This window comes from Parabacteroides sp. ASF519 (assembly GCF_000364265.2).
Lineage (GTDB): Bacteria > Bacteroidota > Bacteroidia > Bacteroidales > Tannerellaceae > Parabacteroides > Parabacteroides goldsteinii.
Genome location: NZ_AQFV02000006.1, coordinates 4,492,926 through 4,507,014, shown reverse-complemented (window position 1 = coordinate 4,507,014; position 14,089 = coordinate 4,492,926). Strand labels below are relative to the sequence as shown.

At 44.4% G+C, this 14,089-nt stretch carries 10 protein-coding genes and 3 tRNA genes; 12 read left to right on the top strand and 1 reads right to left on the bottom strand.

Translation table 11 applies throughout. From position 1 onward, the window contains the following. The first annotated feature begins 173 nt into the window (after window positions 1-173). From aldA to C825_RS17895, 11 genes are all read left to right on the top strand, one after another. Window positions 174-1,610, top strand: coding sequence for an aldehyde dehydrogenase (aldA, locus tag C825_RS17945; RefSeq protein ID WP_010803506.1), 1,437 nt, complete (start codon window positions 174-176; stop codon window positions 1,608-1,610). 181 nt (window positions 1,611-1,791) lie between these two features. Then, window positions 1,792-3,801, top strand: coding sequence for an SUMF1/EgtB/PvdO family nonheme iron enzyme (locus C825_RS17940; protein WP_010803505.1), 2,010 nt, complete (start codon window positions 1,792-1,794; stop codon window positions 3,799-3,801). Between the two features lie 193 nt (window positions 3,802-3,994). Next, a complete protein-coding gene (locus C825_RS17935) occupies window positions 3,995-4,513 on the top strand; it encodes a methylated-DNA--[protein]-cysteine S-methyltransferase (RefSeq protein WP_010803504.1) in 519 nt (172 codons plus the stop codon). A 107-nt stretch (window positions 4,514-4,620) separates the two neighbouring features. Further along, entirely contained in the window at window positions 4,621-5,781 is a 1,161-nt protein-coding gene (locus tag C825_RS17930; protein WP_010803503.1) for a carboxymuconolactone decarboxylase family protein, read from the top strand. A gap of 142 nt (window positions 5,782-5,923) precedes the next feature. Beyond that, on the top strand, window positions 5,924-7,279 hold the full coding sequence (locus C825_RS17925) for a dipeptidase (RefSeq protein WP_010803502.1): 1,356 nt from the start codon (window positions 5,924-5,926) through the stop codon (window positions 7,277-7,279). Beyond that, window positions 7,276-8,586 (top strand): DEAD/DEAH box helicase, encoded by a 1,311-nt coding sequence (locus tag C825_RS17920; protein WP_010803501.1) that lies wholly within the window; start codon window positions 7,276-7,278, stop codon window positions 8,584-8,586. Before C825_RS17925 ends, C825_RS17920 begins: the two co-directional genes overlap by 4 nt. Next, window positions 8,583-9,839, top strand: a complete 1,257-nt coding sequence (locus C825_RS17915) for an amidohydrolase (RefSeq protein WP_010803500.1) — start codon at window positions 8,583-8,585, stop codon at window positions 9,837-9,839. Before C825_RS17920 ends, C825_RS17915 begins: the two co-directional genes overlap by 4 nt. Before the next feature lie 233 nt (window positions 9,840-10,072). After that, the gene (locus C825_RS17910) at window positions 10,073-10,900 is read left to right on the top strand and encodes a purine nucleoside phosphorylase I, inosine and guanosine-specific (RefSeq protein WP_007653414.1); all 828 of its coding nucleotides are present in this window, start codon (window positions 10,073-10,075) and stop codon (window positions 10,898-10,900) included. A 135-nt stretch (window positions 10,901-11,035) separates the two neighbouring features. Further along, a tRNA-Gly gene (locus C825_RS17905) sits at window positions 11,036-11,108 on the top strand. 50 nt (window positions 11,109-11,158) lie between these two features. After that, window positions 11,159-11,243: transfer RNA gene (locus C825_RS17900), tRNA-Leu, on the top strand. 3 nt (window positions 11,244-11,246) lie between these two features. Then, window positions 11,247-11,330, top strand: a tRNA-Leu gene (locus tag C825_RS17895). A 394-nt stretch (window positions 11,331-11,724) separates the two neighbouring features. Here C825_RS17895 and C825_RS17890 read toward each other — a convergent pair. Beyond that, window positions 11,725-12,243, bottom strand: coding sequence for a TlpA family protein disulfide reductase (locus C825_RS17890; RefSeq protein ID WP_010803499.1), 519 nt, complete (start codon window positions 12,241-12,243; stop codon window positions 11,725-11,727). 682 nt (window positions 12,244-12,925) lie between these two features. On the opposite strand from C825_RS17890, the gene C825_RS17885 reads away from it, so the two are divergent. Continuing rightward, on the top strand, window positions 12,926-13,891 hold the full coding sequence (locus C825_RS17885; protein WP_010803498.1) for a helix-turn-helix domain-containing protein: 966 nt from the start codon (window positions 12,926-12,928) through the stop codon (window positions 13,889-13,891). Window positions 13,892-14,089 lie beyond the last annotated feature (198 nt).

The following is a 14,089-nucleotide window of genomic DNA, read 5'->3' as shown; positions in this document are numbered from 1 at the left end:
TTTATTATGCAAATAAGTTTTTACTTTTACAAAGTACTTTTTACCAGGAGATTATACAATGTAGCATTGTTTAGGAGACCGATAATCAGACATATCTGTGGATAACAGGTATCAGAATGCCTTAATTCGTATAAAGAATACATATTAGTATTAATTATCAATTTAAAGAGACCATGAAAGATTTAGAAATGTACATCGATGGACAGTTCATCGAGAATCGATCCGGAAAGTGGATCAATGTGTTGAATCCTTCTACGGAAGAAGTTATATCCCGTATGCCTGACGGAACAGTGGATGATGTTCGGGCTGCCATCGATGCGGCGGAGAAGGCGCAAGGAGCATGGGAACGACTGACTTCCATTGAACGTGCACAGTATCTGACCAAAATAGCGCAGGGAATTCGAAAAAGGGAAAAAGAACTGACGGATATTATTGTACGTGAAGGAGGCAAGACGCAGGGACTGGCCAATGTGGAAGTTAACTTTACAGCCGATTATATCGATTATATGGCCGGTTGGGCACGCCGTTATGAAGGAGAGATCATACCCAGCGACCGTCCTCATGAGACTATCTTTGTATTTAAGAAACCTATCGGAGTGACAACCGGTATATTGCCGTGGAACTTCCCGTTCTTCCTGGTTGCCCGTAAGGCAGCCCCGGCTATGTTGACAGGAAATACGATTGTGTTGAAACCAAGTCAGTTGACACCGGAGAATGCGTATGTCTTTGCCCAGATCGTGGATGAAGCGGGAGTGCCTAAAGGTGTATTCAATATCGTAAATGGTCGCGGATCGGTTGTCGGGCATGAGATGGCCGCTAATCCGAAAGTCGGAATGGTCAGCCTGACAGGAAGTGTTTCTGCCGGTGTGCAGACGATGGAAGCCGCTTCAGCTAATGTGACGAAGGTATCGCTGGAGTTAGGAGGAAAGGCTCCGGCTATCGTTATGCCGGATGCGGATCTGGATCTGACCGTGAAGTCGATCATTGCTTCCCGCGTGATCAATACCGGACAAGTGTGCAACTGTTGTGAACGTGTTTATGTGCATTCCAGTATTAAAGATGTTTTTATTGAAAAGTTGCTGGATGGCTTTGGTAAGGTTAAAGTAGGCAACCCCAACGAGGTCGCAGATTTGGATATGGGACCGCTGATTGATGCCGGTGCCTTGAAATCAGTGGAAGAAAAAGTCGGAAAAGCCGTTAAGCAGGGGGCGACCCTGGCTTATGGGGGCAAACGTATCGGAGCTAAAGGCTACTTCTTTGAACCGACCCTTTTGACTAATTGTACACAGAAGATGGATATTATCCAGGAAGAAACATTCGGTCCCGTTCTCCCGGTTGTAGAGTTTGCAGAAGTGGAAGATGCTATTACCTGGGCAAATGACTGCGAATACGGGTTGACCTCTTCCGTCTATACACAGAATCTGGATATGGCGTTTAAGCTGATGCGTTCCTTGAAGTTCGGTGAAACTTATATCAATCGTGAAAACTTTGAAGCCATGCAGGGTTTCCATGCCGGCTGGCGTAAATCGGGTATTGGTGGTGCTGACGGTAAGCATGGCCTGGAAGAATACCTTCAGACTCATGTCGTTTATCTGGAGACGCAGGGTTAATTAAGCTATTACTGAATGCGGATGACGCAGAATACACAGAGTAACGCAGATGTTTTATAAGAAAAGAAATTATAAATCTGCGAGTATCTGTGTTTTCTGCGTCATCTGCGTTCGGTAATATTGAATAGTTTTCCGGATAATATATGTATCTTTATTCCGGAATATGGAAAAACGAATCAAAATGAGAAACGCTGCTATCTTATGTTATTGCCTTTTTGTATTAGGCGCCTTTACTACGAATGCCCAGGAAACGAATAGCCTGGGAATGCAATTTGCCCGGATTCCGGCCGGCTCTTTCCACATGGGAAGCCACGGATGGGGAGAAGATTATGATGAAGCACCGATTCATCCGGTAACGATCACAAACCCTTTTTTGATGGGAACGACCGAAGTGACAAATGCCCAATACGAGCGTTTTGACCCTTCCCATAAAAACTTACGGGGAAAGTACGGCCTTTCGAAAGAAGATGACGAAGCTGTTATTTATGTGAACTATCACGAGGCGAAAGCATTCTGTGACTGGCTTTCGGAAAAGGAAGGGAAGACGTATCGTCTGCCAACCGAAGCCGAATGGGAATATGCTTGCCGTGCCGGGTCCTACTGGAATTTCTGGATGGACGACGGACTTCATGGCGTGTATCATAAGAACCAGCAAAATGTCTGGGGAACGGATTCTACGATCAGCCTTCAGGTTGGCAAAACTCCTGCCAATCCTTTCGGACTGCACGATATGCACGGAAATGTAGAAGAATGGTGCAGCGACTGGTATGGACCTTACGAAGCATTACCGCAGACAGACCCGGTGGGCCGTGCTGACGGATTATATAAAGTGACACGTGGCGGAAGCCATAGCACTCCGGAAAGATTCCTGCGTTCCGCCAACCGTATGGCGATGATACCTGAAGATAAACACTGGCTCACCGGCTTCCGGGTAGTGCAGGCCGATATGCCTAAAACCCAGCCGCTTCCTGTGGCCGGACCGACCCTGCAAGAGCATATATCACAGCAGAAACATAGCTGGGACGCTCCTTTGAAAACACCTTTCTTCGGTGAACCTCTCGTCTATGTGAAAACGCCCGAATGTTCTTCCGGCGTCCCGTTCTACAAGCATAACCATTGCCCTGCCATAACCTGGTGTGATAACGGGGATTTGTTGGCTATCTGGTTTACATGCGACGAAGAATCGGGTAGGGAGATGGTGATTCTGGAAAGCCGCCTGAAGAAAGGCAGTACCGAATGGAGCGAGCCGCACGAGTTCTTCAAGGTGCCTGACCGGAATATGACCGGTTCTTCCCTGCTGAATAATAAGGGTACACTCGTCCATATAAATGGGGTGGAAGCTGCCGGTACCTGGGAAACCCTCGCTATGGTCATGCGGACAAGCACGGATAACGGTGCAACCTGGAGTCGTCCGCGTATCATCGCCCCTGAGCATGCCAGGCGGCATCAGGTGATAGCCGGTTCTTTCCGCACTAAGGAAGGTTGGCTGGTACAAGCCGCCGACGCAACTCCCAGGAGCAATGGCGGCACGGCATTGCATATCAGCAAGGATAACGGTCTGACCTGGGAAGATATGGGCAAAACCAATCCGGGTAAGTTTGAAGCAGGTGCTTCGGGCGGTACTATTGCCGGAATCCATGCCGGAGTAGTGCAACTGTCCGACGGCCGTTTTATGGCATTCGGACGTGGTGACGGCATTGTCGATAAAGACGGTCTGGAACGGATGCCCATGAGCCTGTCGGAAGATAACGGACGCACCTGGACATACAGCGCTTCTGAATTTCCCCCGATTGATGGTGGTCAGCGTCTGGTATTGATGCGTTTACAGGAAGGACCTGTTTTGCTAGTCTCTTTCACGAACCATCCTTTCCGTCTGAAAAATGGATTGAATGGTATGACCTTTAAAGATAAGGACGGCAAGGAATATACCGGTTACGGAATGTATGCCGCCCTTTCCTTCGACGATGGAAAGACATGGCCTGTTAAGAAATTGCTGACCGATGGCAAAGAACGTTTTATGGATGGAGGCGCCTGGACCGGTTTCTTTGAAATGGACGGGAACCATGCGGAACCCCGCGGTTATCTGGCCGGTACGCAATCGCCGGATGGAATGATACATCTGGTAAGCAGTCGTAACCATTACCGTTTCAACCTGCCATGGCTGGTAAAAGATACAGGGTATTCATTTTAAGTGATAACTCTGATTGTGAATTGATTACGGTTGTATGGCTCGATATATCCGTCGAAGTATTCGTCCAGAACCACTCCCAACTCTTTGGCGAGAGTAACGACCTTTTTTTGTTCGGAAAGTGATAAAGGTAATTTAGATTTGGGTTATTATCTATTTATAAACTCCTTATATTTGCAAAATAAAGAACTAAAGTATGGAAAATATTATTTGGATACAAAACTATCAGTCTCCTTGCGGAGAATTGATACTGGGTTCGCTGGACGGCAAACTTTGTTTGTGCGACTGGATGGATGAGAACCGTAGGGCACTGATTGATCGGCGGCTGCAAAAGGTATTGCATGCCCGCTATGAAACAGGTGAATCCGAAGTGATTGTCCGGGCAGTTACCCAGCTGGATGAATATTTTGCCGGAAAAAGAACGGAGTTCGACGTCCCGTTGCTATTTGCCGGTACTGATTTTCAGAAAACAGTCTGGAATGCGTTATTGAATATCCCTTATGGGAAAACGGTCTCTTATGCTACTTTGTCGCAGGATTTGGATAAACTGAAAGCTATTCGTGCCGTGGCTGCTGCTAATGGTGCAAATTCCATTTCGATACTTGTTCCTTGCCATCGTGTTATCGGGAGTAACCAAAAGCTGGTTGGATATGCCGGTGGCCTGCCTGCCAAACAGTGGTTGCTCGATTTGGAAACCTCTGGCAGACTCTTCTGATATTTACCAATCTCTCATCTGTAATTTAGGTATATTTATCTGTAATCCGTCTACAATCGAAACGGTCCGGTTTCTTTAGCTTTGCAACATCAGTAAAACAGAAAGATATGAAACGTAAATTGTTAACATTGGTATTCATCGTATCAGGCTTAATGCCTGCTATTGCCCAGAATGTTTCGGACCTTAAAACAGAAAAAGATATGGATAGGATTGAATTATGTAAAAAGAATTATACCACTTTATTCGGTGGCGAAGCCCTGACCGGGCAGGGAACTGACCCGGAAATGATGGATATTCTTCAGAAGTTTATTTTCGGAGAAGTATTCCGCATGGGAGAGCTGGATATAAAGACCCGTGAAATGATAACCTGTGTTACATTAGCAACTATGCAGACTTTGCCCCAGCTGAAGGCACACGCAGGGGCGGCATTGAATGTGGGAGTTACTCCTGTTGAACTTCGTGAAGCTATTTATTCATGCGCTCCGTTTATCGGTTTTCCCAAAACCTTGAACGCGCTGACCGTCATTAACGAAGTATTTAAAGAACGGGACATTTCCTTGCCATTGGAAAAACAAGGTACGGTTACGGAAGAAAACCGTCATGAAAAAGGGGCGGCTGTGCAAGACCGGCTTTATCCCGGCGGTATCAGCCAGGTGATGGAAGATATTCCGGGGGAGATGGGTGACGATGTGGAACGTTTCCTGACAGAATATTGTTTCGGTGATATGTATACCCGTGGCGGACTTGACCTCAAGACACGTGAGTTACTGGGATATTGTGTCCTGACGACATTGGGAGCCGACAGCCAGCTTCGTTCTCATTTTCAGGGAAATCTGAATGCAGGTAACAGTAAGGAGACGGTTGTGGCGGCAGTCATACAATGTCTTCCGTATATCGGTTTCCCGCCGGCAATAAAGGCCTTGAAAATAATAAAGGAAGCATCTGCCGTAAGTCCGGCAAATAACCTGGTCCGCCTCTCCAAAATTACTGTAGACCCGGCACAATTGGATGCATATAATGCTTACCTGAAAGAAGAGATTGAAGCCTCCATGCGCCTGGAACCGGGCGTACTTACTTTATATGCCACGGCCGATAAAAAGCAACCGAATAAAATAACAATCCTTGAAATCTATGCAGACCGGGAGGCTTATGAAAAGCATATCCAAACGCCTCATTTCCAGAAATACAAACAGGGAACTTTATCTATGGTTGAGGAACTGGAACTGACGGATACAACTCCCTTGCTTCCCGGGCTGAAAATAAAATAGGCTTTTATCGCTATACAAAACTGACGTTACATTAATATCTTACTATATTTTATATGACAATAAAATGGGGATTTAAGTAATTTATTCGTAAACTTGTAACCTTAAATAAAAACGTTAAATTTAAAATTAAATCTTCTGTTTTATGTCAGTAAAATCGTATATTGAATCCAATAAAGAACGCTTTCTGGAAGAGTTGTTCAGCTTAATCCGTATTCCCTCCATCAGTGCCAAACAAGAGCATAAACCTGATATGCAGGCTTGTGCCCAGCGCTGGACGGAACTGTTACTATCGTCCGGAGCGGATAAAGCCGTGGTGATGCCGACGGAAGGTAATCCGGTCGTATATGGCGAAAAGATGATTTCGCCCGATGCCAGGACCGTGCTTGTTTATGCCCATTATGATGTAATGCCGGCTGAGCCGTTGAACTTATGGAAAAGCCAGCCGTTTGAACCCGAAATACGCGACGGCCGTATCTGGGCTCGTGGTGCGGACGATGATAAAGGACAGTCTATGATGCAGGTAAAAGGCTTTGAAACAGCCTTGAAACTCGACCTGCTGAAGTGCAATGTGAAGTTTATCTTCGAAGGAGAGGAGGAGATCGGTTCTCCCAGCCTTGAAACCTTCTGCCGTGAACATAAAGACTTATTGAAGGCTGATGTGATTCTGGTATCCGACACCAGCATGGTAAATGCCGAAACACCGTCGTTGACGACCGGCCTGCGGGGTTTGGCTTATTGGGAAATCGAAGTGACTGGCCCGAACCGCGATTTGCATTCCGGCCATTTCGGTGGGGCAGTGGCTAATCCTATTAATGTATTATGTAAACTGATGGCCGATATTATCGATGCCGACGGACGTATCACAATTCCCGGTTTCTATGACGATGTAGAAGAAGTGTCTCCGGCCGAACGCGAAATGATTGCACAAATCCCGTTTGATGAAGCGAAATATAAGGCTGCTATCGGAGTGGATGCCTTGTCCGGTGAAAAAGGTTATTCGACGCTGGAAAGAAACAGTTGCCGTCCGTCGTTCGATATTTGTGGTATCTGGGGCGGTTATACGGAAGAGGGCAGTAAAACAGTGCTTCCGTCCAAAGCCTATGCAAAAGTATCCTGCCGCCTGGTTCCGCATCAGGAACATTCCAAAATATCAAAAATGTTTGAAGATTACATAAACCAGGTGACTCCTGCGTCTGTTAAGGTAAAAGTCACGCCGAAACACGGTGGACAGGGGTATGTTTGTCCGATTGACCTTCCGGCTTATCAGGCAGCGGAAAAGGCTTGCACGGTTGCTTTTGGCAAGAAACCGCTGGCAGTACGTCGCGGAGGAAGTATTCCTATCATCTCCACCTTTGAGCAGGTATTAGGTATAAAAACCGTCTTGATGGGTTTCGGACTTGAACAGAATGCTATTCATTCTCCTAATGAAAGTTGCACGCTCGACTTCTTCTATAAAGGGATTGAATCGGTTGCCGAATTTTATAAAGAATATAAATGATACAAAACGAAGTGATAGCCCGTGCCCTGTCGAATACAGGTATCGAGGCATTGAATGAAATGCAGCAGGCCGTGCTTGATGCCGGAACGACAAAGGATATGGTGTTGCTCAGTCCCACGGGGTCGGGTAAAACCCTGGCTTTCCTGCTGCCCTTACTTACTACACTGACGAATGAGGATAAGAAGATACAAGCGCTTATCATCGCCCCGTCTCGTGAATTGGCTTTACAGATAGAGACGGTATTCCGTTCGCTCGGAGCCGGATATAAAGTGAACTGCTGTTACGGCGGCCATCCTATCCGGACAGAAAAGAAAAGTCTGGAGCATCCGCCAACGGTACTTATCGGTACGCCCGGACGAATCCTCGACCATCTGGAACGGGGGAATATTAATCTGGATACCGTCCGTACATTGATTCTGGACGAATTCGACAAGTCTCTGGAACTGGGCTTTCAGGATGAGATGAAAGAGATTCTTTCGCATCTTCCCGGAGTGCGTCGCAGAGTGTTGACTTCAGCAACCGAAGCGGTGGAAATTCCTCTCTTTACCGGTATTACATCGCCTGTCCGCCTGTCGTTCCTGACCGGAGTGAAAGAGGCGAAAGGTCTGACTCTGCGTATCGTGAAATCGCCGGTTAAGGATAAGCTGGAGACATTGTATAAATTGCTTGGAGAGTTGAAAGGCGAGTCTGCCCTGGTGTTTTGTAACCAGCGTGAATCAGTGGAACGTGTCAGCAATTATCTGACAGAAATGGGAGTGGATAATGAATACTTTCACGGAGGTATGGAACAGCCGGAACGCGAACGGGCGTTGTCGCTTTTCCGTAATGGCAGTGCATCCGTTTTTATCTCTACCGACCTGGCATCCCGTGGACTGGACATTCCGGAAGTAAAGAATGTGATTCATTACCATCTTCCCATCAATGAAGAAGCCTTTATTCACAGAAACGGACGTACGGCCCGTATGAATGCGGAAGGAAATGCCTTTATGATACTGAATGAGATAGAGACTGTTCCCGAATATATTACCCGTGAACCGGATGAATTCTTCCTGCCGGAGAAGGCCAAAAAGCCGCTCCGTTCGGAATGGGTTACATTGACCATTAACCGCGGTAAACGGGATAAGTTGAGTAAGAAGGACGTAGTCGGTTTCCTGTTCCAGAAAGGCGGATTAGACAAAGATGATTTAGGCGTTGTAGAAATCAAGGAAAGTTGCGCCTACGCCGCAGTAAAACGTGATAAGAAAGAGGGTTTGCTGGCGCGTATCCGTGATGAGAAAATAAAAAATATGAAAGCTAAGTTTATATGAAGCTGCTGATTAAAGGGGTAGAACTGAATGGCGTTGCTACCGATATTTATATAGAAAACAAATACATCAAACAGATAGGTCCCGGCCTGTCTGTTGCCGCCGATAAAGTAATTGACGGTAGTCGTAAGGCTGCTATTCCAGGATTTGTCAATACGCATACACATGCGGCTATGACTTTGTTCCGCGGCTTTGGAGACGATATGCCTTTAATGCCCTGGCTGGAAGAAAAGATATGGCCCAATGAAGCGAAACTGACGAAAGAAGATGTTTTCTGGGGAGCTAAACTGGCTTGTCTGGAAATGATAAAAAGCGGAACGACTACTTTCTTCGACATGTATCATAAGTTTCATGCTACGGCAGAGGCTGTTGAAGAGATGGGAATCCGGGCAGTCATTTCCAGTGCCTGTTTCGACCATTTCCAACCAGAGTTGGCGGAGAAAAGCAAACAGACCATTCAGAAGTTGTATAAAGAGATGGACAGATACGATAAACGGATACATTTCTCCGTAGGTCCGCACGCCATCTATACGGTTTCCGGTGAGTTGCTGCAATGGGCGGATACTTTTGCAAAAGAACATAACGTGCCAATCCAACTGCATCTGGCAGAAACGGAAGGGGAAGTGGAGAACTCTGTAAAGCAGTTCGGGGCGACTCCTGTCCGGTATTTATATAAGTTGGGTGTATTGTCTCCTCGGCTGTTGATTTCCCACGGTATCTATGTAGATGCGGATGAAATCCGTATGCTGGCAGACCATGGAGTGAAGGTCGCTCATAATCCGGCTTCCAATATGAAACTGGCGTCCGGCATGCACTTCAAATTTAAGGAAATGCGTGAAGCCGGCATCACTGTCGGTCTGGGTACTGACGGGTGTTCGTCGTCCAATAATCTCGATATGGTGGAAGCGATGAAGCTGGCCTCCTTGTTGGGAAAAGTCTGGCGAAAAGACCCGGAAGCCGTTACAGCCGATGAAATATTCCATTCCGCCACGGAAGCCGGAGCCTCTTTTGTGGGTTTAAAAGCCGGACGGATAGCAGAAGGTTACCTGGCAGACCTTTCTTTGGTAGATTTGAATATGCCGGCATTTACTCCGAATTTCAATTTCATATCCAACCTTGTCTATGCTGCAAACGGCAGCTGCATCGATACTGTTATTTGTGACGGAAAAATCCTGATGCAGGATAAGAAAGTACCGGGTGAAGAGGAGATAATGGAACGCGCGGCACAAATAGCCTACAATTTAATGAAAAGATAACTTTTAAGTTGCTGGTGATTGTTTTATATCATCAGTAGCTTTTCAGGAAAAGTTCATAATGTCTTTTGTAAAAGACGTACGTCTAAAATAATTTACACCTACCTCTAAATCTATTTACACCTAGGTCTAAATGAATTTAGAGGTAGGTATGACAGAAAAGTCTTTATAAAGATACGTTTCTGTCGTAATGGCATTTCGGGGAGATTATTATATTGAAATAAATTTATGATGCTATGAATACAAGTTATACAAACGAACAATATCAGGAGGCAGCGGCATTTATAGCTGCACGCATCACCGGAAATCCGGAAACGGCTATTATTCTCGGCAGCGGATTAGGTTCACTGGCAGACCGGATACAGGATGCCATTGTAATTCCGTATGCAGAGATTCCTCATTTTATGCATTCTACAGCTGCCGGTCATAAAGGTAATTTTATTTGCGGCAAACTGGGAGGTAAGCAAGTTCTGGCTATGCAGGGTCGTTTTCATTATTATGAAGGGTATTCCATGCAACAGGTGACATTTCCCGTTCGTGTGATGAAACTGTTGGGTATAAAGAATCTTTTGGTGTCGAATGCTGCCGGTGGAATAAATAACACTTTCAAAGTTGGTGACCTGATGATTATCCGTGATCATATAAATATGATGCCTAATCCGTTGATAGGTCCGAATAATGAATTGTTCGGTACTCGTTTCCCGGATATGACCCGTGCTTATGACCGTGAGTTTGTCCGTTTGGTGGAAGAGATTGCAGCTTCTCATAATATTCCTTTGAAAAAAGGTGTATATGTTGGTCTGACCGGTCCTTCTTTTGAAACACCCTCCGAATATGCTTTTTATGGCCGGGTAGGAGGTGATGCGATTGGAATGAGTACGGTTCCGGAAGTAATCGTAGCTCGCCATGCAGGATTAAGAGTGTTCGGAATGTCGGTGATTACGAATGAAGGTTATCATTTTGCCGACGATTTTGTGAATGACGGAGCGGATGTAATCGTAGCTGCCAACAAAGCTGCGGTAGTAATGACAACTTTATTCAGTGAACTCGTTTCCCGTATCTGATTTTTTTCGGGATGAAAGTTGCTGTGTTAAAATAAGATAGAAATTTGAACGGGTGAGTAAGGAAAAAATAGTATAAAAAAAGTATCTTCCGGTTTTGGAAAATAAAAAAATACCTCTATCTTTGCACCCGTTATCGCGGAAGTAGCTCAGTTGGTAGAGCATAACCTTGCCAAGGTTAGGGTCGCGGGTTCGAGTCCCGTCTTCCGCTCATAAATAATAAGCGCGGTAAGAGGCCGCCTTTTTTATGTAATGGAAAATGCCCAGGTGGCGGAATTGGTAGACGCGCACGTTTCAGGTGCGTGTGTCGCAAGGCGTGCAGGTTCGAGTCCTGTTCTGGGCACCATTCGCGCAGATGGTGAAATTGGTAGACACGCTACTTTGAGGGGGTAGTGCCGGTTCCGGTGTGTGAGTTCGAGTCTCATTCTGCGCACATTTCGTAAAGAATAGAAATAATAATTGTCCATGTAATTAGTTAAGAGCATATTGCTTGAAGCTTTTATATGGACAATTTTTATTTAGTATAAACCACATTTACTGCATAATACGTCTTCTGTAGATGAATCCGTAATGATTTATATAAGAACTGTCATTTTTTAGAGATATAAAGTCAAATTTGTAAAAATAAGGCTGATTCGGATTCGATATATTTGCATATCATGAAATATGGATAACAACCTTTTAAATTTGATCGAAAATGAAAAAAGACCGGGCGACAGATATACCTTCGCTACATTTACCCATTATACCAAAGATTCTCCTTTATTGGAATCCGGTTTGTTAGGTCCTGTACGGATTGTTATGAAAGAATGATGGTGTGCCTTGCTTTATTTCAAACCCTTGATCTTTTGAATTAGTTCTTTTGCTGAAATATCCAAAGACTCAACAGCCATCCAGACGACTTCGTTATCCGGATTGATAATATATATCCGGGGAATCGTATTGTTGGCGAAGAGGGAGAAAACCTCACCGCGGGTATCCAGGTAGAATGGCATTGTGAATTGATTCTCTTTCCAGTAATTGGAAACAACTTCGGCTGTTTCTTTCCGGGAAATCGTTACCAGCAGGAATCTGGGGTCGTCTTTCAGTTCTTTCCAAACCTCTTCTATAACCGGCAGAACCTGTTTGCAATCCGGACAGTAAGTTCCGAAGAATACCAGTAAGGATTGTTTTCCGATGAACTGTTTGGAGCTGAATGTGTTTCCGGCTGTATCTTCGACTGCAAATGTAGGGATCTGGCTGTTGACATTGATATAATTAATAGTTTCGCTCTCGTCATCCTTTATACAGGAAAAGAGAAGGAAGGTCATAGTGACTATAAATGAAAGAATTTTTGTGATATGCATATATTTAATTGTTTTAGTTTACGAAGATAATGAATGTATTTGAATCCCTGAAAGAAAAGGAGCTGCCGTTTTGTAGATTTCACAACCTGTCGTCAGAACGGACAACCCCTTTTAGCAGCATCCCCTTTTACCACTGCAATTTTCATTTTATTACCGAGAATGTTTTGGTTATTTGTAACTGATTCGGATTCACATTCCTATGTACATTATATGAGGATGCTGTAATCCTGTCTGAGTTCACATCTTGGGACGGTTTAAAGTACGAGTTTTGCCATATTTACAAAAGTAAATGTATGTTTTTTAATTTACTTGTATTTGCTTGATAACAAGTATTATGTTGTAAGCCTGATGTAAAATGGAGAACTGGGTATTTCTCTTTGTTTATAAATGGTGTTATTGGTGTACGACGGAAAGGAACCGACTGTTTTTGTCTTGCCGGATCGCTTATTTCTCTTTTTTTGCCGGTTTATGCTTTTCTGAATGGCAATTGCCGTAAATCGGTACTTGTTTATTTTATTATTTGATTATATGTGAATTGGGTGAATATGTAATGCCTGAAAACATCATAAAAAATGCCGGCTTTATTTCATATCGTCTGGTTTTAGGGAGAATAGATCTTTATATTTGTGATAATAAGCATGAAAGCAGGTAATAACCAGGCTGGCATGGAAAGGATAAAACTATGAAAAGAGATTTATTGTATGATAATATACTGGATGCTATCAGGGGAAAAATACCCAACCGGGGAATGCTGACGAATACGCTTGCGGATCTGTTAAATCTGGAGAAAGAAGCAGTATATCGACGGCTGCGCGGTGAAGTGGCATTTTCTTTCTCTGAGATAGCTGTTATTGCGAGTACGCTTGGAATCTCTCTTGATAACCAGGTGGGAGCCCGGTATGTTCATAGCAGGCCTTTCCAGTTGAGGCTGATTGAATATGTTGACTCCGGTGAGATCGATTATGAGATGCTGGAACATTATATTTATATCCATAACCAGGGAAAAGAGGATAAAAAATCGAAAGTCATGGATTGCTCCGGCGTTTTGCCCCAGTCTCTTTATCTGGCATATAAAAATATATCGCGCTTTTTCCTTTTTAAATGGATCTATCAGAATAAGGACCTTGACAGGAAACTTTGTTTTAAAGACGTTTATCCGACTCAAAGTCTGGAAAAGATACAGGAGAGGAGCGTTGCGGCCGCAAAACTTATCAGCCAGACGTTTTATATATGGGATCCGTTGATCTTTTGTTATCTGGCCAATGATATCAATTATTTTATGAGTGTCAATTTGCTGGGAAAAGAGGATTTGCAGTTGCTGAAAAAAGAGCTGTTGCAATTTTTGGATGATATGGAACTGTTGGCAATAAAAGGAAAGTTTGATGATACCGGAAACAGTGTCTATTTTTATATATCGAGTACGAATTTCGATACCAGCTACCGGTGTGTGGAGGTGAAACATTTACGTGTCAGCCTGATAAGAGCCTTCACTCTGAATGCTGTCGTTTCTTTGGACCGTCAGACGTATGAACGGATATCGGGATGGCTCCAGGCTGTGATCCGATCGTCGACAATGATCTCCGTGAGTGGTGCCAGGCAGCGTATTCGCTTTTTTGAGAAACAACGTTCCATTATTAAAGCCTTATAGGTTTTGTGAAAAAGGATATTATAGATTATTAACTGAGAATACGACTTTTATCAGCAACCAAGATTCAATGTTTGTTTGTTTTGTTAGCCTTTTTTGGGTTTTAAAAGATGCTTTACCGGATTGTCCGACAGTTAATTTATGGGTTCCTTATTTATCTTTGCATGAAAACTATAGATCCACTAATATCAAGACTTATAA